Below are 25743 nucleotides of genomic sequence, written 5' to 3'. Positions count from 1 at the left end.
AAAATGGGTTTTATTGATTTATTTACTTAGCAACTAATCATCTTCTACATCGATTTGTTAAAATTATTAAGATTTAAATAGATAATTTTAACAAACATGTTTATTATTACCAAGTAAACATATGAATTTTATGTCTTTAAAAATTAATCAAAAATTTAGGAATTTAATAACATGCCAAAAGAATTACTTATCGATGCTTCGCATCCAGAAGAAACTAGAATTGCTATCAAATCCGATAATGGAATTGAAGAATATGAATATGAAAATATTCATCGCAAAAATCTAAAAGGAAATATCTACTTAGGAAAAGTAAGTAGAATAGAGCCATCTTTACAAGCAGCGTTTGTTGATTTCGGAAACGAAAGACATGGTTTTTTAGCGTTTAACGATATTCAATCTGATTACTATCAAATTCCTCAAGCAGATAAGGACAGAATAAAAAAAGAAGAAGAAGAAATTAGAGCTAAGCTTTTAGAGGAGACTGATAAAGAGATTATTGAGCATAGCGAACAAGTTCAAGATATTGATTTAGCCGATAAAAATAATTCTGATAACTATTCTGAGGAAGAGAATATTGGCAACAAAACATCCGAAGAAGAAATAAATTCAAATGAAGAAAATAACTTTGAAGAAAAACCAAAGAACATTAAAAGTTTTCAAAAATTTAAAAGATATCGAATTCAAGAAGTAATAAAGCCAGGTCAGATAGTTCTAATTCAAATTGTAAAAGAAGAGCGAGGTAAAAAAGGAGCTGCTCTTACAACTTTTATATCTTTAGCTGGAAAATATATTGTATTGATGCCTAACACTGCAAAAGGCGGTGGAATCTCTAGAAAAATTTATAGTTCTAGTGATCGAAAAAAAATAAAAGACATTATTAACGACTTGGAACTTCCTAAAACAATGGGATTAATTGTCAGAACCGCTGGAGCAAATAAAACTCAAAATGAAATCAAGGATGATTTAAAAAATTTATTAAGTATCTGGGAAGAAATAAGACACAACACCTTAAAATCTATTGCACCAAGTACAATTTATGAAGAAGAAGACTTAATAGGTAGAGCCATTAGAGATTATTATAGCAAGGATATCGAAAGTATCGTTGTCGACGGAGATGTAGCTTTTGAGACAGCAAAAAAATATGCAAAACAAATCTCTCCTGCTCATGTAAAAAATATTAAAAAATACAAAGGTAAAATTCCAATATTTCACCACTATAATATCGAAAAATATTTAAACTCCATTTTTGAACCCAGAATAGAATTAAAATCTGGAGGATATCTAATCATCAGTCCAACTGAAGCTCTAGTTTCAATCGACATCAATTCAGGAAGATCTACTAGGGAAAGAAATATCGAAAAAACTGCATTAACAAACAATTTAGAAGCTGCGGAAGAAATCGCAAGACAAGTTAAGTTGAGAGATTTAGCGGGTTTAATTGTGATCGACTTTATTGATATGGAAAATTATTCAAACAAGCGATTAGTTGAGAGGAAACTAAGAGAGTCATTAAAAAATGATAAAGCAAGAATTCAGTTTGGAAGGATTAGTAATTTTGGACTGCTTGAAATGACTAGACAAAGACTACGAGAAGGTTCGATTAAATGGGAAGTCCAATTAACAACTGAATCTTTTGCTCTTAAAATAATTAAACTGTTAGAAGAAAAAGCGTTTAGCGATGATAAAATTAAAATTATTGAAGTTAGCCTGTCTAAAAAAATAATAGATATTTTAAACAATTCTTATTCTACAGAACTTAATTTCTTTAAAGAAAAATATAAATTTAAAATTGAATTATTATCCAACCCTGAATTTTTAAGTCAAGAATTCTTATTTGCTTTTTATGATCATAAGAAAAAATTAATTAGTGAATTTAATGGCTCAGAAGTTTTGCCTAACTCTTCAAAAGAAGAAGTTGAAGAAAAAAATCCTGAAAAGGAAGTTAAAGAAGAGGTTGTTGAGGAAAAAAAAGATAATACGTATAAAAAAAAAAGAAAAAAATTCTTTAATAAAAATAGATTTAAAAATAATAAAAAACCTTCAAAAGAATCTGGACCAACTAAAGAAATAGCTTAATTATTCAATAAGCCCTTCGAACGGGCTTGATGGATTTGCGGTAACTTTTTTCTTAATTCTACCTGCAATAAATGATTTGTGTCCAGCAATGACCGCATCTTTCATCGCCTCAGCCATAAGAATAGGATTTTTAGCTTCTGCTACAGCTGTGTTAATTAAAACTCCATCGCAACCTAATTCCATTGCGATGGCAGCGTCAGATGCGCAGCCAATTCCGGCATCAACAATAACTGGTACTTTAGATTGATTTTTAATTATTGAAATATTAAATTTGTTTTGAATTCCTCTGCCCGACCCTATTAAAGAACCTAATGGCATGATTGCTGCAGCACCCATATCTTCTAATTGTTTACATAAAATAGGATCATCAGATGAATAGACCATTACATCAAAATTCTCCTTTTTTAATACTTTTAAAGCAGCAATAGTTTCTATCATATTCGGATATAAAGTTTCTTTATCTCCAAGCACTTCTAATTTTACAAGATTCCACCCGCCTGCATCTCTGGCTAATCTTAAAGTTCTTAAGGCTTCTTCAGCATTGTAACAACCAGCTGTATTTGGAAGATAAGTAATCTTTTTAGGATCTAAAAAATCAATCAACATCGGTTCTTTTGTATTTGTGACATTTATTCTTCTAACTGCGACTGTAACAATCTCAACTTCTGCAGCCTTGATAGCATTTGCAGTTTCTTCAAAACTTTTATATTTACCAGTTCCAAGAATAAGACGCGATTTATATTTTTTTCCTGAAATAATTAAATCTTCCAATTAACCACCTCCAATAAAATGAACAATTTCAACCCGATCTTTTGCTGAAAGAATTTTTTTATCATAATTGTCTCTCGGCAACACCTCTTCATTAATTTCCACAGCAACTTTTTTTTCAGAAAGAGATAAGGTCTCTAACAAAGAAGTTACGTTAGTTTTTTCTTTTATATTATGAGATTTTCCGTTCAAAATGATTTGTATCATCTTTGATTTAAGCTAATTTTCAATTATAACATATCATTCTTTTATATGAATATAATTATAATAAACGGTCCTAACCTTAATCTTCTCGGTGAAAGAGAGCCAAAAATTTATGGCAAAGAAACTCTTAAATCGATTGAAAAGAGCTGCAAAGAGCATTCTAAAAAAAATAAAATAAAGTTAGAATTTTTTCAGTCTAATATTGAGGGAGAGATCGTAACTAAAATTCAAAAATCTAGAGAAAAATTTGATGGTTTAATTATTAATGCTGCAGCTTTTACTCATACATCTGTTGCTATATTAGATGCTTTGAATCTTGTCAAAATACCTAAGATTGAAGTTCATATTTCTAATATTTATCACAGGGAAGAATTTCGTCACAAATCATTAATTAGCAGTGCCGTTAATGGACTAATATGTGGATTGGGTTCTTTTGGTTATATTTTGGCAATAGACGCAATCAAAAAAATAATTAAAGATAATAAAAAATGAAAATAGATAAAAAAATTATCAAAGAACTTTCTGATTATTTAGATGAATTTAACCTAACTGAGATTGAATACTCTGAAAATAATATTAAATATAAAGTAAGCAAGTCTGGTAAAGGAGCTTCTTATGAAAGAGTTGTTTCCTCTACAAATGTGGTACCATCTAAATCAGGTACTACTCCTGTATTAGAAAATATAGACAAAGCTGATATTGTAAAATCACCTATGGTTGGTACGGCTTACTTAGCTCCAGAACCAAGTGCGAAACCTTTTATAACTATTGGTGCTAACATCAAAAAAGGTCAAACTATTATTATTATAGAAGCAATGAAAACAATGAACCATGTTCCTTCTACAAAAGACGGTGTTGTTAAAAAAATATTTATAACTGACGGTGAAGCCGTAGAATTTGATCAGGACTTAATCCTAGTCGAATAGATGATTAAAAAAATACTTATAGCTAACAGAGGCGAAATAGCCGTTCGTGTAATTCGAGCTTGCAAAGAACTTGATATTCAAACTGTTGCTGTACATTCAACTGCTGATAATGAATCAATGCACGTTAGATTAGCTGATGAAAGTATTTGCATAGGCTCACAAAAAGCTCAGGATAGTTATTTAAATGTTGCGTCATTAATATCGGCAATAGAAATTACAGGAGCAGATGCTGTCCATCCTGGTTACGGGTTTTTATCTGAAAATTACAAATTTGCGGAAATTTTAGAACAGCATAAAATTAAATTTATAGGTCCTAGCTCAGAACTCATCAGAAAAATGGGTGATAAAATTGAAGCTAAGAAAATAGCAAAAAGTTTAGGTCTGCCTATAGTTGCTGGTTCAGAGACTGGAATAAAAGATATCAATGAAGCAAAAATAATAGCAAAACAAGTTGGTTTTCCAGTCCTAATTAAAGCTGCTGGTGGAGGTGGTGGTAAGGGAATGAGAATTGTTCATTCTGAAGACAAATTAGAAGAAAATATCAAAATTGCACAATCTGAGGCTAAAAAATTCTTTAATAATGAAGAGGTATTTATTGAAAAGTTTTTTGAAAATCCAAGGCATATAGAAGTTCAAATTTTATCAGATGGAAAAAATAATACTGTTCATTTAGGAGAAAGAGACTGTTCGGTACAAAGAAGATATCAAAAAATAATAGAAGAAAGTCCTTGCCCAGTAATTAATGATGAGCAAAGAAAATATCTACTTGATGTTTCTGTTAATGCAATTTCAAAAATGGGTTACGAAGGCGCCGGAACACTTGAATTTATTTACGATAAAGGGAAATTCTATTTTTTAGAGATGAACACAAGATTACAAGTTGAACATCCTGTCACTGAAGAAGTTACAGGGGTTGATCTTGTTAAAAGACAAATTGAAATAGCCGCAACTGGAAAACTAAATTTAACTCAAAAAGACATTGTATTCTTTGGTCATGCTATAGAATGTAGAATAAATGCTGAAGATCCAAGCAAAGATTTTCTTCCAAGCGCTGGAACTATCAAAATTTATAACCAACCTTCTGGACCTGGTACAAGAGTTGATAGTTGTGTATTTCAAGGATGTAAAATTCCACCTTACTACGATAGCTTAGTAGCGAAACTTATCTGTCATGGCAAAGATCGTTCTTCTGCAATTGCAAGACTAAAAAGAGCGTTAGATGAATTTGTTATAGATGGAGTTAAAACAACAATTGATCTTCATAAAAAGATCCTAAGAAATGAGGATTTTATTAACTCAAAGTACGATGTTAATTGGCTTTCAAAAAATAAATTCTATTAATTAAGGACGCCAACTTTCATAGTCTGATTTCGTCTGTGGTTTGTATTTGTTAGGATTATAAGCGTCTTCTGTGCCAGTCTTATTTTCAGTATGATTTTTTTGCCAATCGTATTTCTGAAATTCTATTTTATTTGGAACTTCTTTGATTAAATGATGAATCCAAGCATGCCATTCTGGTGGTATCTTTGTTGCCTCAACTTCAGTATTAAAAATAACCCATCTTTTATCATTTTTATCGACATAATATTTATTTTTAGAATCATCCATACCTACAAGCTTTCCGAAAAATAAAGTGTTTAAAAACGTTCCTATTGTTTGCCCGTTCCACCAAGTAAAAATAATTTTTAAAAAATTAATCATTATAAAATTTTATATTTTTTTAAGATATCCACAAAAATTTCTATTTCAAGTTGTCTATTTTTTAACTAGACACTTATTACAGATTAAAATAGTGATTTAAAATCATTTAATTTTTAAGAATCAAAAATGTCTAAATACATCGCTGAAAGTTTTTACACTTGTTTGTTCAAAATAACGCATAATTTACAAGAATTAACTAACGAAGCTATTCAGGAACTCGATACAAGAAAAGATGGAAAAGTTGAAGTTTTAGACGTCAAATTTAACAAAAGAAAAACAAAATCATTAGCTGAAATTCAAGTAAATAAAGCAATAAGCAAAGAACTAGAAGTTAAAGAAATTTCAAATCAGAAGATAAGTGAAAGTTTAACTTCGGCGATTTTTAATAATACTCAAGACAAAAACATAACTATTGAAAATAAAGCTTTTAGCGATAGAAGAAAAATGCCTGACCGCAGAAAAGGTTATATTCAAAAAGCAATGATTGGCGATCACAAAGTCTATTTGCACATTGGAGAGTATGACGATGGTAGAGTTGGAGAAATTTTTATTGATACTAATAAAGAAGGTGAACTTGTAAGATCCTTGATGAATAATTTTGCAATAGCTATCTCACTTGGATTGCAATACGGAGTTCCATTAGAAGAATATGTTGATGCCTTTATAAATACTAAGTTTGAACCATCAGGAAAAGTTAAGGGTAATGACAGAATTTTATCAGCTAGTTCAATTTTAGATTATTTATTTAGGGAACTTGCGATTTCATATTTAGGAAGAGAAGATCTTGCTCACACTCCTTCAATTAAAAAATTAGATCAAGCTGATGATACTGAAGAAAATGCTCAACTAATTGATGTTCTTAAAAATATTACAAGCAAAGGATTTTTACGAAATCAATATAAAGAGAAGCTTGTAGATTTAAGTAATATTAGACTAAATATTAAAAGCAAAAAAGTTAACTAATCTTTTTTAACTAATTTAATATTCAATTCTTTTAATTGTTTTTCAGAAACCTCTGAGGGCGCATTCATCATTAAATCTTGAGCATTTTGATTTAATGGAAACATAGTAACTTCTCTTATGTTTTTCTCTCCAGCTAATAACATAATAATCCTGTCTATTCCTGGGGCAATCCCACCATGCGGTGGAGCCCCGTATGATAAAGCGTTAATCATTCCGCTAAATTTATTGTCCACTTCTTCCTTAGAGTAGCCTGCAATATTAAATAATTTATACATAAGTTCAGGAACATGATTTCTGATTGCGCCTGAAGATAATTCAATACCATTGCAAACAATGTCGTATTGGTAAGCTAATAAATTCAATGGATCTGTTTTATCTATTAAATCTAATGAAGTTTGAGGCATAGAGAAAGGATTGTGACTAAAGTCAATTTTCTTATCGATGTCGTTATATTCAAACATTGGATAATCTGTCACCCAACAAAATTCAAATACATTATCTTTTATTAGTTCTAAATTTTTTGCAACCTCTGTTCTTGCCCAAGCTGAAAATTTTTCAGCATTCTTTTTAATGTCGCAAACAAAAAATATAGCATCACCGGCTTTTGCATTAATTTTATTACATAAAGTATTGATTGCATCTTCTGAGAAAAATTTAGCAATAGGGCCTTTCCCCTCTAATTTTCCATTATTTTCTTCAAGAATAATATAACCAAGTCCTGAAGCCCCTTCTGCTTTCGCACCTTTGTCCAAGTTATCAAAAAAACTTCTAGATTTAGTAGATACATTTTTTGCTACAATGCATCTAACCACTGATTTTTTTTGTATTAATCTTTTAAATATCTCTAATTTAACATCTTCTCTTTCAAAAATTTCAGTAACATCATTAATTTCAATTGGGTTTCTTAAATCCGGTTTATCAGTTCCAAATTTTAACATTGCGTCTTTATATTTAAATCTCTTGAATGGGGTTTTGCTGATTGAATAACCTTTGCTAAATTTTGTAAAAACTTCATGCAATAATGGTTCAACAACTTGAAATACATCTTCTTGCTCAACAAAAGACATCTCAATATCTAATTGGTAAAATTCTCCAGGACTTCTGTCTGCTCTTGCGTCCTCATCTCTAAAGCATGGAGCGATTTGAAAATATCTATCAAAACCCGAAACCATAATTAATTGTTTAAATTGTTGCGGGGCTTGTGGTAGAGCATAAAATTTTCCAGGATTTAATCTACTTGGAACCAAAAAATCTCTAGCTCCTTCCGGACTTGATGAAGTTAGAATTGGCGTTTGATATTCTAGGAAACCTAAACTCTCCATTTTTTTTCTGATAAAAGAAATTACATTTGATCTTAGGATAATATTTTGATGTATTTTTTTTCTTCTTAAATCTAAATAACGATATTTTAATCTTATTTCTTCTGAATATTCTTGATCGCTAAATACTGGTAAAGGAAGTTCTTTGGTCGATCCTAGAGTTTCAAAACTTTCAAGAAAAACTTCTATAGAACCGGTTGCAAGATCTTTATTAACAGTCTCAGGGGTTCTTGCAACTACATTGCCATGAACACATATAACTGTTTCTAGTCTGATTTTTTCCAAAGTTGAAAAATATTTATTTTTATTATCAACAACACACTGAGTCATTCCATAATGATCTCTTAAATCGATAAATAAAAGATTTCCATGGTCTCTTTTTTTATGAATCCATCCTGACAGAATTATTTGCTTACCAATATTATTAATTGTAAGTTCAGCGCAATTATGTGTTCTATATTTATTCAAATTAACCAAGCCTTTTAGTAATAAATTGAAATACAGTTAATGTTCAAAAAAAACAATCATAATTTCTCATTTATTCAAAACAACAAAGAACTAAATGAATTTATTGAAAAAATTAAAAACAAAAAAATTTTTTTTTTAGATACAGAATTTGAAAGAAGATCCACCTATAAAGCGATTATTTCCTTTGTTGTTATTTATGATGGAAAAAATATTGGAATAATAGACTGTCTAGAAAGAAAAAATCAATTTAAAAAGGTATATAATTTTTTAAATCAGAAAAAAAATACTTTAGTTATTCATTCACATAGACAAGATCTTGAAATATTTTTATCTATTAATAAAAAAATCTTATTTTCAGTATTTGATACCCAAATAGCTGCTTTAATTAATGGCTATAAAGAGAGGCCTTCTTATAAAAAATTAGTCTTAGATTTTTGTGGCGTTGAATTGGATAAGTCATTACAAAAAAAAAATTGGTTAGAAAGGCCTATAACAATTGAGCAAACTAATTATTTAATTAACGATGTTTATTATTTAAAGATTATTTTTGAAAAATTAAAAAGAGATTTAATCAAAAAGAAAAAAATAAACTTATTTTATAAATTAACAAAAAAAGAAATTTACAAACTTTCTTATGAGAATTATCCTATTATTTATAAAAAAAAACTAGGTGAAAAAATTTATGCTAATAAAAAATTTATAAAACTTATAAGTTTCAGAGAAAAGATTGCTCAAAAATTAAATTTACCTAAAAATTGGGTCTTATCAGATAAATATATTTTAAAAAACATTAAGAGTAAAAAAATATTTATTACGCCAAAACATTTAAAAAATAATGAAATTAAAATTTTAACTGGATTAATTGAGAATTTAAAAAAAAATATTTCTGCTAAAATTAATTAATATCACTAAATGCTTGGGTAATAATTTTCGTATTTATTTTTTTTTTATACAGCAAAGATAACTCATCCAATGCTTTAACAAAACGTGATGCCGCTTCATAAGTTCTTTCAATATTTTTTAGAATAAAATTAATTTCTTTTGCAGTGATATTAATTTGTTTATCGGAAAGCATTTTGGTTAAGATTTGATAAAATAAATCATCAGAAGGATTAGATATGGCAACCGCAGCAGTCGAATTAAGTCTTGATATTAAATCTTTTAACTTAAATGGAATTTTTCCTGCAGGAATTTTTGAGGTTAAATATATAAATTTATTTTTACTTATAAAATCATTAAGTACGGTTTGAAAAAGAACTTCATCACTAAATAACTCTATATCTTCAATAATTAATATTTTTTGGTTTAGTATAGAATCTAGATTATTTTTACTAACATCTTTTGCTCTAAAAATTTTAGAATCAGTCTTGTCTGAAAATATTTTTGTTAAATAAGATTTTCCAGACTTATTGGGGCCGTAAATATTGATTGCTTTAAAATCCCAATTAGGCCACTGTTGTATTAGTTTGTAGGCCTCATAATTATTTTCACCAACGCAAAAATCCTCAGCATAATAAAAACTATTTTCTGGAAATTTAAAAATTATTTGATCTTTCATAAAAAAACATAAAACTACATTATATTTCTAAAAAATCTTATTTAAAAACTGTTTGTAAAATAACAAAACAAGTGTATTGCTGAAGTGTTAATATTTATTAATGAATAATTCTAATTTTACCTATCTCAAAAGTGGCGTTGATATAAAAAAAACCACAAATTTAGTAAAATTTATATCTAAGCTATCTAAATCAACGAAAATTAAAGGAAGCGAAGTAAAAAATTTCAAAAATATTGGAGGCTTTGGATCTTTATTTGATTTAGGGCAATATAAAATAAAAAACCCATTAATAGTAACTTCAACTGACGGTGTTGGAACTAAGCTAGAAATTGCTAATCATCTTAATGACTTCAGAACTATAGGAATTGATCTTGTCGCAATGTGTGTGAATGACCTGATTGTACAAGGTGCAAAACCTGTAATTTTTTTAGACTACATAGCTATTCCAAAAGTTATTGAGAAAAAATACAAACAAATATTATCTGGAATAGCAGCAGGATGTAGAATTGCTGGTTGTTCATTGTCTGGTGGCGAAACAGCAGAAATGCCGGGAATTTATTCTGGTGACTCATTTGATTTAGCTGGGTTTGCAGTTGGAATTGTTGGAAAAAAAAATGTAATCACTGGAAATAATATTAAACACGGCGATGTTATATTGGGAGTGCCTTCATCTGGCGCTCATTCGAACGGTTATTCTTTAATAAGAAAAATTTTAAGAGATAAAAAAATTAAAGTTAAAGACAACAAAAATTTATATAAAAATCTTTTAACTCCTACACAGATTTACGTTAAAGAAATATTGAAACTACATAGTATGAAATTAATTAAAGGATGCGCTCATATTACAGGAGGAGGTCTTGTTGAAAATTTACCAAGAGTTATTCCAGATAATTTTTGTGCCAAAATAGATCTTTCAAAAATTAAGCCTAACAAAGTAATAAAATGGATTAAATCAAAAGGTGTTAATGATGAAGAAATGTTAAAAACATTCAACTGTGGAGTTGGCTTTTGTATTATAACAGATAAAAAAAATTCAAAAAAAATACAAGAAGTTTTTAATAAAAAATTCAAACCATATGAAATTGGGCACGTTACTAAAGCCAATAGTAATAAAAAGATCTTATTAAATGAAAAAATTAACTGGAAATATTAATGTTGGTGTTTTTATTTCTGGTAGAGGTTCTAATCTTAAAGAACTAATAAAGTATTCAAAAAAAAATAATACTGATTGGAAGATAAAATTAGTTATTTCAAATAAAAAAAGTGCAAAAGGCTTGTTGTTCGCAAAAAAAAATAAGATTCTATATTACGCAATTGAAAAAAAGAAAGAAGCCTTTGAAAAAAAGGCAATAAATTATTTAAATAAAAACAAAACTCAACTTTTATGCTTAGCAGGATTTATGAAAATTCTTTCAAAAAGTTTTATTGATAAATGTAAATTTAAAATTATTAATATACATCCTTCTTTGTTGCCAAAATATAAAGGCCTAGACACACATAAAAGAGCAATTGAGGCTAAAGATAAATATGCTGGATCAACAGTTCATTACGTAAATGCTAAACTTGATTCTGGAAAAATAATTATTCAAAGAAAAATTAAAATATTAAAAAAAGACTCACCTGCAACTTTGGCAAAAAGAGTTCTTAAAATTGAACATAAGATCTATCCGAAAGCCTTAGATCTTGTGTGTAGTAAATTGACTTAACTTAATTATTCCTTAAAGAAAAAATCTATTTCAATTTTAGCGTTTTCTTGACTATCTGATCCATGAACTGAATTTTTATCTAAAGAAATTGCATATAAATTTCTTATTGTTCCTTTTGCTGCATCTTTTGGATTTGTTGCACCCATTATTTCTCTATTTTTAGAAACCGCATCTTTACCTTCTAAAACCATAACAACGACTGGAGAAGAAGACATGTAAGAACAAAGATCATTAAAAAAGGGTCTTTCTTTATGGATAAAATAAAAATTTTCAGCCATTTTTTTTGTTAAGTGAATTTTTTTAATTGAATGAATTTTTAAAGAATTTTTTTCAAAAATAGTAATAATTTGTCCAATAAGATTTCTTTCAACTGCGTCAGGTTTAATTATTGATAAAGTTTTTTCCATTATTCGTAATTTTCCTCAATAAATTTGTTAAGAAGTTTAACTCCATATCCTGTTGCCCCTGTTGGTATAACATCTAAATCTTTTTTAGTCCAAGCCATGCCCGCGATATCTAAATGAGCCCAAGGAGTATTGTTTTTTAAAAATCTCTGCAAAAACTGAGCGGCTGTAGTTGATCCTGCTCCACCAGAATAATTAATATTTTGCACATCTGCAATTTTTGAGTCCATTAATTTGTCGTAGTTTTTATGCAATGGAAATCTCCAAAGTTTTTCATTTTCAATCTCGCCCGCTTTCATTAATTTTTCTGAAAGTTTGTCATTATTAGAAAATAATCCCGCATATTCATTTCCCAATGCAATAACAATTGCGCCTGTTAAAGTTGCGAGATCTACTATCAATTCTGGATTATAAGTTTCATCAATATAGTAAATTGCATCAGCAAGAATTAATCTACCTTCTGCATCGGTGTTTAAGACTTCAATTGTTTTGCCTGAGTAAGATTTAACGATATCGCCTGGTCTTTGAGCGGATCCACCAGGCATATTCTCAACTAGTGCAACGGCTCCTATTACGTAAGATTTAGATTTTCTAAGAGCAAGAGTCTTCATTACCCCAACTACAGCTCCAGCGCCTGCCATATCATATTTCATATCCTCCATGAACTTAGCTGGCTTTAAAGAGATGCCTCCAGTATCAAAACATACTCCCTTACCAATAAATGAAATTGGTTTCTTATTTTTGGAATTATTTGGTTTCCAGGTAATTACAGCAAAATAAGGTAAGTTTTTACTTCCTTGAGCAACTCCTAACAGGGCATTCATGCCCATTTTTTTCATTTTGGAATGATCAAAGATTTCAACTTTAAGACCTAATTTAGAAAGTTTTTGAATTTCACTTACGAATTTCTCAGGATTTAAATAATTAGGCGGTTCAGACACTAAATCTCTAGTTAAAAAAACTCCGCCAATAATATTTTTTATATTATCTATAATGTTATTAAAAAAACTTTTGTTTGAAGAAACTAATGAAAAAATTAAGCTTTCTTTTGAGTGATCATTTTTTTTAAAAATTGTTTTATATTTTGTAAATGAATATTTTTTAAGTGAACATCCTAAAAAAAAATTAAAATAATAATCTTCTAATGACTTTGAATCATTAGAAAAAATAACATTTACTTCTTTTGTAGATTTTATTTCACTAATAACTTTGCCACCAATATTTTGAATTTCAGAATCAGTTTTAGCTTTATAATTTATGAAAATAATTTTTCTAGGTTTTGAACTGTAATAATTAAACACATGATAGTCATCATCTTTATTTTTAGATAAAATAGAGATAATTTCGTTATGATTTATATCGATGAAAGATAATTTTTTTTTGCTAAGTGAAAAATTCTTATCACAAAAGAAAATATATGAATCTGCGTTATTATTTATATTTGGAATTATCTTAAAATCTAACATAATGATATGATCATCATATATATATCTAAATGAAAAAAAACAAGTTAGGATACTACTTTATTAAAGAGTTTTTAAAGAACTATCTCTCTATCCTTCTCGCTTTTGGACTTATTATTTGGATTACCCAAGCTGTCAGGTTATTAGATTTAATAGGAGAAGAAGGTAATTCAGTTTTTACTTACTTTCGATACATTGCGTTAATATTACCAAAATTTTTTTCACGAATTTTATTAATAATTTTTTTTATTTGTTTCATAGTCACAATCATTAAATTTGAAGATCATAATGAACTAAAGGCTTTGTGGTTATCTGGTTTTGACAAAAAGCATTTTATACTTTTTTTATTAAAATCATCAATACTACTAGTTCTAATACTTATAATTATTAGAACTTTTATAATTCCTTATTTCACCAATAGCTCGAGGTATTTACTTCTGAATTCTGGAGTTGGCTCGATAGGTCCTTTGCTAAAACAAAACAATTTTAATAATCCTTTAAAAAAATTAACAATTTATGTTGGTAAAAAAAATAAAATCAATGAATTAGAGGAAATTATTCTTTTTGAAGACACTCCAGAGGTAAAAAAAACAATTATAGCTAAATCTGGAGTAGCTATTAATGATAATAATAAAAACTTACTCGTTCTTGTGGACGGTAGCATACAGGAGGAAAGAAAAGATAGAAAAATATCTATTTTAGATTTTGATAAAACAACATTAGACCTAAGCCAATACAATAAAAAAACAATTGATTATTATAAGTTCAATGAAATGTTTGTAGTTGATTTAATTAAATTAGCTTTAGATGAAAAAAATACCCAGAGAACAAATGCAATTGGAGAATTAAATGACAGAATAATAATGCCGTTATTTATTCCTTTTCTAATAATATTGGCTTGCTTTTTAATTATTACAAATAAAGACATAGTGAACTACAATTTGCTTAAGGTAATAATATCTATTTTAGGTTTTGGAACGCTAATTTTATCTGAGGTGCTTTTGGATTTATCATCAAAAAAATTAAATTTCAGTTTTGCACTCTACATAACACCACTAATCTTTTTTTTTATTTGCTGGATGGTCCTTAATAGATTTCTAAATAAAGAAAATATTAAATCATAATGCTTAATTTAAAATCCATAAATAAGTACATCATTCAGGAATATTTAAAAAGTTTGCTTGTAGTAATTGCAGTAATGCTTTCCATAATTGTTCTAATGAACCTTTTAGATGAATTTAATTTTTTTAAAACTAAGAAAGAATTAAAATTTATCTACTTTATAATGCTTTCTGTTTTGAGAATACCAAACGTCTTGGTTAATTTATTTCCATTTATAGTGCTGTTTGGAGGAATAGTTTTTTATCTAAAGATTTATAATCATAACGAAGTGATATCTTTAAGAGTTGCCGGTTACTCGAATATACAAATTATACTAATTCCTGCTTTAACATCTTTTGTTTTGGGTTATTTAATTGTTTTTTTAATCGTTCCATTTTCCTCTTCATTTTTAAGATATTATGAAGAATTTAAAAGCGAGTATAATGAAACAAAAAACTTAGTATTTCTAAACGAAACAGGAATATGGATTTTAGACAAGGGAGAAAAAGAAAAAAATATAATTAGAATAGAAAAAATTAATAAGGATTTTTCCAAATTTGAGAAAATTACTATTTATAATTACAATAATAATAATGATTTTATTAGAAGAATTGATGCTGATGAAGGAACTATAAATAATCAAATTTGGGAATTAAACAAAGTTTATATAATTAATGCTAATAAAAAGAAAAATAACGAAAATTTTTTAAAAAGTTTTAAATACGAAACAAAACTAAATATTAATTCAATTAAAAATATTTATAAAAATACTGAAACGGCATCATTATTTGATATAAAGAAAGAAATTTTACTATTAGAAGATAAAGGATACTCTTCTATTGATCTAAGAATTAGATATCAAAAATTAATATCATTTCCAATTTACCTATTGGCGATGTCTATTCTATCTGGGCTAATGATTATCAATCTTGGAAAAACCTCGAATTATCTTAAATATGGAGTCTATGGTGTTATTATCAGTATAATAATTTATTTTTTAAATGATTTATCAATCACAATTGCAAAATCAGGAATAATATCTGTAGATTTTTCGGTCTGGATACCTATATTTCTCATAATTTTAATAAATTTAGTTGGAATAACTCAAGTTAATGCAAAATAAATTCTTAATAGCTCTATTCATTGTATTTATTTTTTTTTCTACAAAATCTTTAAAAGCTCAACAAAAAGATATTTATAATTTTTCTGCTGACAAAATAACATACGCTCAAGATAATAATATTATTGAAGCTACAGGTAATGTGTCTGCAAAGAATCAGGATGGCAACCAAATCTTTACTGATAGACTTATATACAACAAAGCTAATCAATTATTAAAAACTTTTGGCAATTCAAGATTTTTAGATTCAAAAAATAACGCTTTGTTTGCTGAAAATTTTGAATACGATTTAGAAAAAAAAATAATAATAGCTCAAAATAAAGTAAAATTTTCTGACAACCGAAAAAATTTATATTATTTTTCAAAAATAGTTGCGGATGATAAATTTAATGAAATTATTGGTTATGATCTAGACTCTAATCTTAATAAAGAGAAATTTAAATCTAGAGATAAATTTAATGAATTTGTTGAACCAAGACTATCTGGAAGAGAGGCGAGTATAAAAGGAAATATAGCAATAATTAAAGATGGAAAATTTACATCCTGCAAAAGAAGTAATGAAAAAGAAGGTTGTGACTCATGGGATTTGAATGCCTCACAAATTATTCATGATAAAGAAGCTAAAGAAATTATTTATAAAAATGCAACTTTAGATTTAAATAATGTTCCTATTTTATACACTCCATATTTTTCTCATCCCGATCCATCAGTATCAAGAGAAGCGGGATTTTTAGCACCTAGTTTTGCATCTTTAGGAACTAGTTTGGGTTCAACTATCAAAGCTCCAATCTTTTATCCAATTTCCGACTCAAAAGATTTCACAATTAGTCCTGTATATTATTTTAAACAAAATCCTCTTTTTTTAGGCGAATATAGAGAAGCGTTTAAAAATGGAGATCTGTCTTTAGAGGGTGGATTCACTAAAGGTTACAGAGATGTAAACGCAACTCAAACTGATGGTTCAAGACATCATCTGTATGGAAACTTGCGTCTTAATTACGATGATAAAATTTTAGATAAAAGTGAATTTAATACCAAATTTCAAAATGTTAGTAACCCTACTTACTTGAAAGTAAATAAGATAAACTCAACAAGCGATGGATTTAAAAGAATTCTAGTAAAAGAAGATGACACTCAACTTGTTAATGAAGTGTATTTTAATTCATTTGGTAAAAATGAAACATTAAATTTTAAAGGTGCGGCCTACCAAAACATTAGTTTAGCTCAAAAAAGTAATCAATATCAATATTTGCTTCCTGAAATAACATACTCAAAATATAAATTATTTGACGAAAATAACCTTAGTTTTAATTCTAAATTTGACGCTCAGAACAATAATACTAACCAAAATAAGTCACGATTCATAAACAACTTAGATTACTCAACTAATGAAGCTTACAACAATGATTTAGGAGTTAGTTATAAATTTTTAACGCGAATTAACAACATCAACTACTATTCAGATTATGGCGCTCCAAAAGAAAACTTAAATAATGAAATAAATCCTATATTTGGATTTGATACCGCTTTACCATTCGCAAAACTTTCAAAGGAAAGTGAGCAATATTTAATACCAAGAATACTGACTCGTTATTCTCCGGGCAACATGTCAAATTCAACAACTAATACTACTATGTTAACAACGGATAATTTATTTTCATTAAATAGAATGAATAGTGACGAATTGATTGAAAAAGACTTAACATTCAATTTAGGCTTTGACTGGTTATGGCAAGAAAAATTTATTCCAAGTAAAGAGCCAGGAGGAAATAACCAACAACCAGCAAAAGCTGGAATATCAATTGGTCAAGTAATAAAATTTAATACAGATAATAATATGCCAACTACTTCATCTCTACAAAATAAAACTTCAGATTTTGTGACTAAGATTAATTATACGGTGCCTAAGAATTTTGATGTAACGCTTAAAAATGACATAGATGGTAAATCAAATATTAACTACTCTGATTTAAATGTAAAAAAATTTATTAACAATTCCTCAGAAATTAATCTTAATTATTATGAAAAAGCTAAATATATTGGAAGCGAAAGGTACGCAAAGGCAAACTTGGTTTCTAACTTAACAGATAATACAAAGCTAAAGATTGAAACTGATCGAAATCTTAAAACCAACATGTCAAACGCTCATAAATTGTCTATAGAAAATGAAAATGAATGTATTAGATATGGTTTTTATCTTCAAAGAACATACTCAACCAATCAAGATGTAAAACCAACTACGAGTATCTTTTTTGGAATAACTTTATTGCCATTTGGGGAAAATTTTACAAGCAGTAACTTAATACCTTCTCTTGGAAGATAAAATATATTGAATGAAAAAAAATATTCTTTTTTTTATAGCAATATTTTGCATATTACTAAATAACGTAAAATCAAAAGAATTATCTAATAACGTTATTGCATCTATTGATAATTCTATAATAACTGATCTAGACATTAATAAAGAAATTAATTTTATCAAATTTATTACAAAAGCTCAAAATAACTCTAAGTTAGATTCTTTAAAAACTCAAAGTCTTCAAACTCTAATTGATAGAAAAATAAAAAATATAGAATCTGACAATCTTAAAATTGAAGTAACAGAACAAGAAGTTGAAATTAATTTATATAATTATTTAACTAGTAAAAAAGTAAGCGCTGAAGAACTCAATGTTTTCTTTAAACAGAATGAAATAGAAGATGATTATCTAAAAAATATAATAAAGACCGATATGAGATGGTCAAAATTAATACAAAATACATACGCTAATAGAGTGAATGTAAATTTAACAGAAATTGATAAAGAAATATCTAAAGAATCTGGCAATTCTTCGGATAATGAAAAATTAAAAAATGAACTTATATTTTCAGAAAGAAATGTATTACTTAACAAAATTGCAGCATCTCATTTAGAAAAAAGTAAAAAAAAATATTTAATTAAAATATTGTGAAAAAAATTATTATAATTATTTTAGGGGAACCTAATAGTACATCTTCTGAAATTTTTTTAAAATCGTTAAATAGCCTAAAAAAATCTAAATTAAATTTTGCAATTATTGGAAATTTTTCTTTATTAAAAAAACAAGCAAAATTTTTAGGTTATAAAATAAATTTTAATTTTTTTAATCAGGATCATAATCAATTACAAAATAATAAATTTAATTTTTTTAATATTGATTATTACCAAAAAAAATCTTTTGATTTAAAAATAAATAAATCAAGTAATTACATTAATGAATGCTTTGAATGCGGTATTAATTTATTAAAAAATAAAATTGCAAACGGATTAATAAACTTTCCCATAGATAAATCTAAGTTTACTAAAAATAAATACAACGGAATTACAGAATATATTGCAGATAAAACAGACAATAAGGGAAAACAAAACATGCTATTATTTAATGAAGAATTCTCTGTACTACCTTTAACAACACACATTGCTTTAAAGAAGGTCCCAAATAATATCTCATTTAAAAAAATTAATCATGCCTGTAAAAATATTAGTTATTTTTATAAAAAAATTCTTAAAAAGAAAAAATTTAAAATTGGAATACTAGGATTAAATCCTCATAATGGGGAAAACGGTTATATTGGCTATGAAGAAAAGAGAATAATAATTCCTGCAATTAATAAATTAAAAAAGAAATATCCTGTTTTTGGCCCTATTTCTCCAGATACTAGTTTCTTGCAAAGAAAAAAAATGAAGATTGATGTTTTAATTGGTCACTATCATGATCAGGTCTTAACAACTTTCAAAAATATATTTGATATGAATGCTATTAATATAACTATAGGGCTTCCGTTTATTAGAATATCTCCAGATCATGGAACAGGCACTGGCATTATTGGTAAAAATATTGCAAATCCAGAAAGCTTTATTAAAGCTATAAATTTTTTATCAAAATATAATGTTCAGGCATAAAAAAAGTCTTGGACAGAACTTTTTAATCAACAAAGAAATAATTAAAAAAATTGCCGATATAGCAACAATAACAAAAGAATCTAATATAATTGAAATTGGCCCTGGAACTGGTTCTTTAACTAGAGAACTATTAAAAAAAAATCCTAAAAATATACATGCCATTGAATATGATAAAGATTTAATAAACTCGTTAGATGAAATAAAAAAAGATCATAATAATTTTAGTTATGAAATTAGTGATGCTTTAACAGTAAATGAAAAAAAAATTTATAAAAATAATGTAATAATTTATGGAAACCTTCCTTATAACATTTCATTAAAATTACTAATAAAATGGATTTATTCAGATCCTTGGCCACCTTTTTATGACCAAATGATCCTTATGTTTCAAAAGGAAGTTGCTGATAGGATTATTGCAAATTGCAATCAAAAAAAATACGGAAGAATATCTATACTAACCAATACAAGACTTGATGTAAAATTTCATTTTAATGTCTCAAAAATTGAATTTAATCCTCAGCCTAAAGTAGATTCTTCAGTTTTATCCTTTTATCCAAAACAAAAATCTAAATTTACTTTAAAAGATTTAAATATTTTATCCGTATTAACAAAAACTATATTTAACAATAAAAGAAAAATGATTGCTAAAGTTCTAAAAAAAAATTTTAGTGAGAAAGAACTAGAAATAATAAATTTTGATAAAATTAAAAATTTAAGACCAGAAAATTTAGATTCTGATTTTTATTACAAATTATTAGATATTGTTAAAAGACGCCCTTAAATCTCTTTCAACTTTGATAATTTGATTTATTTGACTAAAACAATTTTCAATATCTTCATTTACAACAATATATTTATAATCCTTCCAATGAGTAATCTCTCCTTTTGCCATTTTCATTCTTTGTTTTACTAATTCTTGATTTTGCTCTTCTCTTTTTTTAAGTCTATCTTCCAAATGTTCAATGCTTGGTGGTAGAATAAATATAGGAACAATATCTAGCGGCATTAATTTTTTTACCTGTTCTGTACCTTGCCAATCAATATCAAACAAATAATCCACTCCCTTTGCTAAATCTTTTTCTATTGGGCCTTTTAAAGTTCCGTAATAATTACCAAAAACTTTAGCTTGTTCTAAAAATTTATTCTGACTGGATAAATCTTGAAAATCATCAATGCTTACAAAATTATAATCAACCCCATTAACCTCATTTGGTCTCGGAGTTCTTGTTGTGTAGGAAACTGATATTTTAAAATTACTATCTTTATCTGCTATCTTTTTTGCAAGTGTAGTTTTTCCTGCCCCAGATGGGGAAGATAATATTAAAATTAAACCTTTTCTTGATTTTGAAACCAAAAAAACTACTTAGCGGGATTATTTTCGATAAATCTTACAGCGTCGCCAACTGTTAATATTTTTTCTGCTTCTGAATCTGATATTTCAGAGCCAAATTCTTCTTCAAACGCCATTACTAACTCTACTGTGTCTAAGCTGTCGGCTCCTAAATCATCAATGAAACTTGCGTCTTCGGTAACTTTTGCCTCATCAACTCCTAAATGCTCTACAATAATTTTCTTAACTTTAGCTGCAACATCACTCATTTTTTAAACTCCCTAATTATTAATGATTCTTTCAATAAATGAATAACTTAAATAAATCAAGCCATATACATGCCACCATTAACGTGGATAGTTTCACCTGTAATATAACTTGAAAGATCAGAGGCTAAAAAAATAGCTGAATTAGCTATATCATTTCCAGTGCCTAATCTTGCCATGGGTATATTTTCTATTATTTTTTTTTTAAACTCTTCATTAATAGCTTTAGTCATTTTAGTATCAATAAATCCAGGTGAAATGCAGTTGATTCTAATATTCTTTTTGGCGTATTCTTTTGCTAAGCTTTTAGACATTGCAATTATACCGGCTTTAGCACTTGAATAATTAGCCTGGCCTGGATTTCCGGTATGTCCAACAATTGAACTAATATTAATAATTGATCCAGAATTTTGTTTCATCATAACTTTAATAGAATGTTTGCAAATTAAAAAAACAGCAGTTAAGTTTATATTAATTACTTTATTCCACTCTTCATCAGACATTCTAATAGCTAAATTATCTTTTGTTATTCCGGCATTATTTATAACAATATCCAAACCCCCTAATTTGTCTTTGGCTTCTTTAACTAGTTCTTCAATTTTTTTATGATCTTCTAGATTAAAATTAGAAGTTTTTATCTTAGGAAATTTATTTTGAATAATTTTAAGATTTTCAACATTTGTGCCAATAGTAAATATATCTGCTTCTAAATTGTAAAAAGATTCTAAAATTGAAAGTCCAATTCCTGCTGTACCTCCAGTTATAAAAACTTTTTTATTTTTTAAATTAATTAAATTCATTAAATTGAGTTATGTTATCTATTGTAGTTGTTGTAAGTTCTTTTCCTATTCTTTTTATCATTCCTGTCAAAGCTTTTCCCGGACCTATTTCAATAAAATGTTTTACACCATTCTTACTCATAAAATCTACAGATTCTCTCCATCTTACGTGGTGAGTTATTTGTTTTGTAAGTAATAAAGGTATTTCCTTGAAATTATCAATTGTTTTAGCTGTAACATTAGAGACTATATTGATCAGCGGTTTTTTGAATTCTGTTTTTGTTAAAATTTCATTCATTTTATCTGCTGAAGGTTTCATTAAAGAACAATGGAATGGAGCGCTGACAGGCAATAAAATTGCTTTTTTACTATAATTACTTTTTAAATCATCAACTATTTTATTAATTTTATCTTTGCTACCACTAATAACAATTTGACCTGGGCAATTGTCATTGGAAATTTCAGCTATTCCTTCATTAGAACTATGTTTCTTAATAACTTCATTTATCAAATCCAATTCAGCTCCTAACACAGCTGCCATAGCCCCTACATTTACAGGCACAGCATCCTGCATAGATTTGCCTCTAGCTTTAAGAATTCTAGCTCCATCTTTTAAAGTCAAGGAGTCTGAGCAAACTAAAGATGTATACTCACCTAAAGAGTGACCTGCAAAAAAAAGATATTCTTTTAAATCTTTAATTTTATGTTTTTTAAAAATTCGATAAATTGACACTCCTACAGTCATTATGGCTGGTTGAGTATTTTCTGTAAGATCTAATTCTTCTTTAGGTCCATTTAAAATAATATTGGATAATTTAATACCTAGCGCATCATCAACTTCATGAAAAACTTCTTTTACTTCTCTAAAACTCTCATAAAAATCTTTTCCCATTCCTACATACTGTGAACCCTGACCTGGAAATACAAGTGCTTTCATAATTAATCACTAATTATAACAAAATTAATACTGTTGTATTAAAAAAAAAAAATTATATATTGCCCTATCTTTCTCGACTTTAATATTAGGGTTGGGATGCTAACTAAAGCAACCATAAGTTAAAATGAATTATTACGAACATACATACATAGCTTCTCAAAGCTTAAATAATAAAGACCTTTCCGACCTAAATCAAAAAATTGAAGACATTATAAAAAAAAATAAAGGGAAAGTTGAAAAGAAAGAGAATTGGGGACTTAGACAATTAGCTTATCCAATTAAGAATTTTAAAAAAGGATATTATACTAACCTTTATTTTTCTGGAGAACCTAGCATTGTTCAAGAGTTGGAAAAAATAGAAAGAATAGAATCAAATATTTTAAGATTTATGACTATTAGAATAAAAAATATACCAGAAGAAAATTCAGAACTAATGCAAAAAGAAGAGGTCAAGTAATGAAAAGAAAAAATATTAAAAAAACTAAAAAAAATACTAATTCAAATTTAATGCTTTTTCAAAAAGCGACAACTAAATTTACAAGAGATTGTCCTTTAAGCGTTAAAGACGCGCCTGCTATAAATTATAAAAACTTAAAGTTACTTCAAAAATATATTTCAGAAACAGGAAAAATGTTACCTAGTAGAATAACATCTGTTTGTTACGCAAAGCAAAAAGAATTATCTAATGAAATTAAAAAAGCTAGAATATTAGCTTTATTACCATTTGTGGCGGATTAATTATGGAAGTTATACTTTTAGAAAATATTAAAAAATTAGGAAAGATTGGAAGTAAAGTAAAAGTTGCTAATGGCTTTGCCAGAAACTATCTTCTAAGAAACAATAAAGCTTTAATAGCATCAAAAGAAAATTTAGAAATATTTGAAAAAAGAAAAGAAGAATTAAATAAGAAAAATAATGAATTAAAAAATGAGGCTTCAAAAATTCAAAAAGAAATTGATAAATTTGAACTTAAAATTACTAAAAATGCTATGGAAGGTGGTGCTCTATATGGCTCTTTAACTATAAAAGAAATTATACAAAATTTAGAAACTCATAACTTTAAAAATATTTTACCAAATATGATTGAGCTAAAAGAACAGATTAAAAAAATAGGAGACTATACAGTAATAATAAATTTACACGCAGATGTTCAGGCTTTAATAAAAGTTAAAGTTGTATCAGTTGAAAAAATCGTTTAGCCCTAGAGTTATTAACTTATCCACATTAATCTATCCTAATAGAATAAAAAATTATTCTATACTCATCTTATAAATAAAATTAAATATTTCTGTGAGCGCAGAAAATATTAGAATTTTAAATACCGCAAAAGAATTACCTAATAATATAGAAGCTGAACAAATAATATTAGGTTCAATCTTGGTAAATAATGAAATTTTTGATGAAATTTCTATTATTGTTAATGAAAATATTTTCTTTGATCCAATTCATCAAAAAATCTTTCATTATTTAAATAAATTAATAAGCAAAGGATTGCTTGCAAGTCCTATTACTTTAAAAAATTACCTAGAAAACGATCAATCGCTAAAAGAATTAGGTGGCAATGAATATATTGCAAAACTTACAAGATTATCTACGTCAGCTTTTCAAGCGAAAGATTATGCGAAAGTAATTTACGATCTTCATTTAAGAAGAAAACTTATTGAGTTATCCGAAAATACATTAACGGAAGCTAATAATAAGAATCTAGAAACTACTGCCGAACAATTAATTGAAGGAACAGAAAAAAAACTTTTTGATCTTGCTGAAAGAGGAAAATTTGACAGATCGTATATGTCCTTTGAAAAAGCACTTGGAGAAACTGTTGATATGGCCATGCGTGCCTTTAAAAATGATGATGGCATTGTGGGTGTTCCAACGGGTCTTCGGGATCTAGATGAAAGACTTGGTGGAATGCACAAAGGAGATTTAGTAATTATCGCTGGTAGACCTTCTATGGGCAAAACTGCCCTTGCAACCAATATTGCCTTTCATGCGGCAAAAAAAATTATGGAAAATAAAGAAGGAAAATCTTCTGTTGCTTTCTTTTCTTTGGAAATGTCTTCAGAACAATTATCAACCAGAATACTAGCTGAGCAATCAAGGATTAGATCTAATGATATAAGAAGAGGAAAAATTACCCAAGAGGATCTAGAAAAATTTATTGAAGCGTCGAAAAATATTAATGACCTACCACTTTATATAGATGAAACTCCAGCTATTAAAATTTCAACATTAGCAAATAGAGCAAGAAGAATTAAAAGACTTCACGGATTGGATTTAATTGTGGTGGACTATATACAATTAATGACCACTGGAAATTTTAAGTATGAAGGTAGAGTGCAGGAAATAGGAGAAATAACTCAGGGGCTAAAAGCGCTCGCCAAAGAATTAAGTGTTCCTGTATTGGCATTGTCTCAATTGTCTCGAGCTGTTGAGCAGAGAGATGATAAAAAACCCCAATTATCTGATCTTAGAGAATCTGGATCAATAGAACAAGACGCTGATGTTGTTATGTTTGTCTACAGACCAGAATATTATTTGGAAAAAAGTGAACCTCAAGCTGGAACAGCTGAGCATATAACTTGGCAAGAAAAAATGAGCCAAGTTCATAATCAAGCCCAAGTAATAATCGGTAAACAGAGACATGGCCCTACAGGTATAATCTACTTAGAATTCGAGAGCGCTTATACTAAGTTTAAAGATGCAAATAATATAAAATTTGATAATTAATC

29 protein-coding genes are annotated in these 25743 nt (G+C 27.6%); 18 read left to right on the top strand and 11 right to left on the bottom strand.

The window, feature by feature from the left end; all coding sequences use genetic code 11:
• Positions 1 to 171: 171 nt before the first annotated feature.
• Positions 172 to 2076, top strand: coding sequence for an Rne/Rng family ribonuclease (locus AC8IG9_RS03300; RefSeq protein ID WP_507425399.1), 1905 nt, complete (start codon positions 172 to 174; stop codon positions 2074 to 2076).
• Here the strand turns inward: AC8IG9_RS03300 and AC8IG9_RS03295 are convergent, their stop codons facing one another.
• Together AC8IG9_RS03295 and thiS are read right to left on the bottom strand one after the other, a co-directional pair.
• The gene (locus AC8IG9_RS03295; RefSeq protein ID WP_507425398.1) at positions 2077 to 2847 is read right to left on the bottom strand and encodes a thiazole synthase; all 771 of its coding nucleotides are present in this window, start codon (positions 2845 to 2847) and stop codon (positions 2077 to 2079) included.
• Positions 2848 to 3051, bottom strand: coding sequence for a sulfur carrier protein ThiS (thiS, locus tag AC8IG9_RS03290; RefSeq protein WP_507425397.1), 204 nt, complete (start codon positions 3049 to 3051; stop codon positions 2848 to 2850). It lies immediately after the preceding gene.
• Between the two features lie 45 nt (positions 3052 to 3096).
• On the opposite strand from thiS, the gene aroQ reads away from it, so the two are divergent.
• Genes aroQ through accC form a run of 3 tightly spaced genes read left to right on the top strand, consistent with a single transcriptional unit; the run spans position 3097 to position 5315 of the window.
• Positions 3097 to 3540, top strand: a complete 444-nt coding sequence (aroQ, locus tag AC8IG9_RS03285) for a type II 3-dehydroquinate dehydratase (RefSeq protein ID WP_507425396.1) — start codon at positions 3097 to 3099, stop codon at positions 3538 to 3540.
• Positions 3537 to 3974 carry an acetyl-CoA carboxylase biotin carboxyl carrier protein gene (locus tag AC8IG9_RS03280; RefSeq protein WP_507425395.1) on the top strand — a complete coding sequence of 146 codons (438 nt, stop codon included), beginning with the start codon at positions 3537 to 3539 and terminating at the stop codon, positions 3972 to 3974. Before aroQ ends, AC8IG9_RS03280 begins: the two co-directional genes overlap by 4 nt.
• The gene (gene accC, locus AC8IG9_RS03275; protein ID WP_507425394.1) at positions 3975 to 5315 is read left to right on the top strand and encodes an acetyl-CoA carboxylase biotin carboxylase subunit; all 1341 of its coding nucleotides are present in this window, start codon (positions 3975 to 3977) and stop codon (positions 5313 to 5315) included.
• Here accC and AC8IG9_RS03270 read toward each other — a convergent pair whose 3' ends face one another.
• Positions 5316 to 5675 (bottom strand): NADH:ubiquinone oxidoreductase subunit NDUFA12, encoded by a 360-nt coding sequence (locus tag AC8IG9_RS03270; protein ID WP_507425393.1) that lies wholly within the window; start codon positions 5673 to 5675, stop codon positions 5316 to 5318.
• A 126-nt stretch (positions 5676 to 5801) separates the two neighbouring features.
• On the opposite strand from AC8IG9_RS03270, the gene AC8IG9_RS03265 reads away from it, so the two are divergent.
• Positions 5802 to 6638: a TSCPD domain-containing protein gene (locus AC8IG9_RS03265; RefSeq protein ID WP_507425392.1), complete on the top strand. Its 837-nt coding sequence runs from the start codon at positions 5802 to 5804 to the stop codon at positions 6636 to 6638.
• On the opposite strand, the gene aspS is transcribed toward AC8IG9_RS03265, so the two are convergent.
• The gene (gene aspS, locus AC8IG9_RS03260; RefSeq protein ID WP_507425391.1) at positions 6635 to 8425 is read right to left on the bottom strand and encodes an aspartate--tRNA ligase; all 1791 of its coding nucleotides are present in this window, start codon (positions 8423 to 8425) and stop codon (positions 6635 to 6637) included. The genes AC8IG9_RS03265 and aspS overlap by 4 nt on opposite strands.
• Before the next feature lie 39 nt (positions 8426 to 8464).
• Here aspS and AC8IG9_RS03255 point away from each other — a divergent pair, with 39 nt between their 5' ends.
• The gene (locus AC8IG9_RS03255; protein ID WP_507425390.1) at positions 8465 to 9328 is read left to right on the top strand and encodes a ribonuclease D; all 864 of its coding nucleotides are present in this window, start codon (positions 8465 to 8467) and stop codon (positions 9326 to 9328) included.
• Here the strand turns inward: AC8IG9_RS03255 and AC8IG9_RS03250 are convergent.
• Positions 9321 to 9983, bottom strand: a complete 663-nt coding sequence (locus AC8IG9_RS03250) for a P-loop NTPase family protein (protein ID WP_507425389.1) — start codon at positions 9981 to 9983, stop codon at positions 9321 to 9323. The two genes, AC8IG9_RS03255 and AC8IG9_RS03250, sit on opposite strands and share 8 nt — an antisense overlap.
• A 100-nt stretch (positions 9984 to 10083) precedes the next feature.
• On the opposite strand from AC8IG9_RS03250, the gene purM reads away from it, so the two are divergent.
• Together purM and purN are read left to right on the top strand one after the other, a co-directional pair.
• Entirely contained in the window at positions 10084 to 11136 is a 1053-nt protein-coding gene (gene purM, locus AC8IG9_RS03245) for a phosphoribosylformylglycinamidine cyclo-ligase (RefSeq protein ID WP_507425388.1), read from the top strand.
• A complete protein-coding gene (gene purN, locus AC8IG9_RS03240; protein ID WP_507425387.1) occupies positions 11111 to 11689 on the top strand; it encodes a phosphoribosylglycinamide formyltransferase in 579 nt (192 codons plus the stop codon). The genes purM and purN overlap by 26 nt, the downstream gene beginning before the upstream one ends.
• A gap of 5 nt (positions 11690 to 11694) precedes the next feature.
• On the opposite strand, the gene ndk is transcribed toward purN, so the two are convergent.
• Both ndk and AC8IG9_RS03230 read right to left on the bottom strand, forming a co-directional pair.
• Complete coding sequence (ndk, locus tag AC8IG9_RS03235; protein ID WP_507425386.1) at positions 11695 to 12096, bottom strand: nucleoside-diphosphate kinase; 402 nt, start codon at positions 12094 to 12096, stop codon at positions 11695 to 11697.
• The gene (locus AC8IG9_RS03230) at positions 12096 to 13559 is read right to left on the bottom strand and encodes a leucyl aminopeptidase (RefSeq protein ID WP_507425385.1); all 1464 of its coding nucleotides are present in this window, start codon (positions 13557 to 13559) and stop codon (positions 12096 to 12098) included. Before AC8IG9_RS03230 ends, ndk begins: the two co-directional genes overlap by 1 nt.
• Positions 13560 to 13588: 29 nt before the next feature.
• On the opposite strand from AC8IG9_RS03230, the gene AC8IG9_RS03225 reads away from it, so the two are divergent.
• Genes AC8IG9_RS03225 through rsmA form a run of 6 tightly spaced genes read left to right on the top strand, consistent with a single transcriptional unit; the run spans position 13589 to position 20480 of the window.
• Positions 13589 to 14680, top strand: coding sequence for an LptF/LptG family permease (locus tag AC8IG9_RS03225; protein ID WP_507425384.1), 1092 nt, complete (start codon positions 13589 to 13591; stop codon positions 14678 to 14680).
• Positions 14680 to 15780 (top strand): LptF/LptG family permease, encoded by a 1101-nt coding sequence (locus tag AC8IG9_RS03220; protein WP_507425383.1) that lies wholly within the window; start codon positions 14680 to 14682, stop codon positions 15778 to 15780. The genes AC8IG9_RS03225 and AC8IG9_RS03220 overlap by 1 nt, the downstream gene beginning before the upstream one ends.
• Positions 15770 to 18100 carry an LPS-assembly protein LptD gene (locus tag AC8IG9_RS03215; protein WP_507425382.1) on the top strand — a complete coding sequence of 777 codons (2331 nt, stop codon included), beginning with the start codon at positions 15770 to 15772 and terminating at the stop codon, positions 18098 to 18100. Before AC8IG9_RS03220 ends, AC8IG9_RS03215 begins: the two co-directional genes overlap by 11 nt.
• 10 nt (positions 18101 to 18110) lie before the next feature.
• Positions 18111 to 18728: a SurA N-terminal domain-containing protein gene (locus AC8IG9_RS03210; protein ID WP_507425381.1), complete on the top strand. Its 618-nt coding sequence runs from the start codon at positions 18111 to 18113 to the stop codon at positions 18726 to 18728.
• Positions 18725 to 19699 carry a PdxA family dehydrogenase gene (locus AC8IG9_RS03205; RefSeq protein ID WP_507425380.1) on the top strand — a complete coding sequence of 325 codons (975 nt, stop codon included), beginning with the start codon at positions 18725 to 18727 and terminating at the stop codon, positions 19697 to 19699. The genes AC8IG9_RS03210 and AC8IG9_RS03205 overlap by 4 nt, the downstream gene beginning before the upstream one ends.
• A complete protein-coding gene (gene rsmA / locus AC8IG9_RS03200) occupies positions 19686 to 20480 on the top strand; it encodes a 16S rRNA (adenine(1518)-N(6)/adenine(1519)-N(6))-dimethyltransferase RsmA (protein WP_507425379.1) in 795 nt (264 codons plus the stop codon). The genes AC8IG9_RS03205 and rsmA overlap by 14 nt, the downstream gene beginning before the upstream one ends.
• Here the strand turns inward: rsmA and gmk are convergent.
• The 4 genes from gmk to fabD are packed head-to-tail and all read right to left on the bottom strand — an operon-like array spanning position 20454 to position 23011.
• Positions 20454 to 21053, bottom strand: a complete 600-nt coding sequence (gene gmk, locus AC8IG9_RS03195) for a guanylate kinase (protein ID WP_507425378.1) — start codon at positions 21051 to 21053, stop codon at positions 20454 to 20456. The two genes, rsmA and gmk, sit on opposite strands and share 27 nt — an antisense overlap.
• A gap of 5 nt (positions 21054 to 21058) precedes the next feature.
• Positions 21059 to 21298, bottom strand: a complete 240-nt coding sequence (locus AC8IG9_RS03190) for an acyl carrier protein (protein WP_507425377.1) — start codon at positions 21296 to 21298, stop codon at positions 21059 to 21061.
• Between the two features lie 56 nt (positions 21299 to 21354).
• Positions 21355 to 22095, bottom strand: coding sequence for a 3-oxoacyl-ACP reductase FabG (gene fabG, locus AC8IG9_RS03185; protein WP_507425376.1), 741 nt, complete (start codon positions 22093 to 22095; stop codon positions 21355 to 21357).
• Positions 22082 to 23011 (bottom strand): ACP S-malonyltransferase, encoded by a 930-nt coding sequence (gene fabD, locus AC8IG9_RS03180; RefSeq protein WP_507425375.1) that lies wholly within the window; start codon positions 23009 to 23011, stop codon positions 22082 to 22084. Before fabD ends, fabG begins: the two co-directional genes overlap by 14 nt.
• Positions 23012 to 23135: 124 nt before the next feature.
• Here fabD and rpsF point away from each other — a divergent pair, with 124 nt between their 5' ends.
• From rpsF to AC8IG9_RS03160, 4 genes are all read left to right on the top strand, one after another.
• The gene (gene rpsF / locus AC8IG9_RS03175) at positions 23136 to 23468 is read left to right on the top strand and encodes a 30S ribosomal protein S6 (RefSeq protein ID WP_507425374.1); all 333 of its coding nucleotides are present in this window, start codon (positions 23136 to 23138) and stop codon (positions 23466 to 23468) included.
• A 50-nt stretch (positions 23469 to 23518) separates the two neighbouring features.
• A complete protein-coding gene (gene rpsR, locus AC8IG9_RS03170; protein WP_507425900.1) occupies positions 23519 to 23749 on the top strand; it encodes a 30S ribosomal protein S18 in 231 nt (76 codons plus the stop codon).
• Between the two features lie 2 nt (positions 23750 to 23751).
• Positions 23752 to 24210, top strand: a complete 459-nt coding sequence (gene rplI / locus AC8IG9_RS03165; protein ID WP_507425373.1) for a 50S ribosomal protein L9 — start codon at positions 23752 to 23754, stop codon at positions 24208 to 24210.
• A 91-nt stretch (positions 24211 to 24301) separates the two neighbouring features.
• Positions 24302 to 25741 (top strand): replicative DNA helicase, encoded by a 1440-nt coding sequence (locus tag AC8IG9_RS03160; protein ID WP_507425372.1) that lies wholly within the window; start codon positions 24302 to 24304, stop codon positions 25739 to 25741.
• Positions 25742 to 25743 lie beyond the last annotated feature (2 nt).

The organism is Candidatus Allofontibacter sp., assembly GCF_040404065.1.
Lineage (GTDB): Bacteria > Pseudomonadota > Alphaproteobacteria > Pelagibacterales > Pelagibacteraceae > Fontibacterium.
This window is presented reverse-complemented; position numbering and strand designations above follow the sequence as displayed.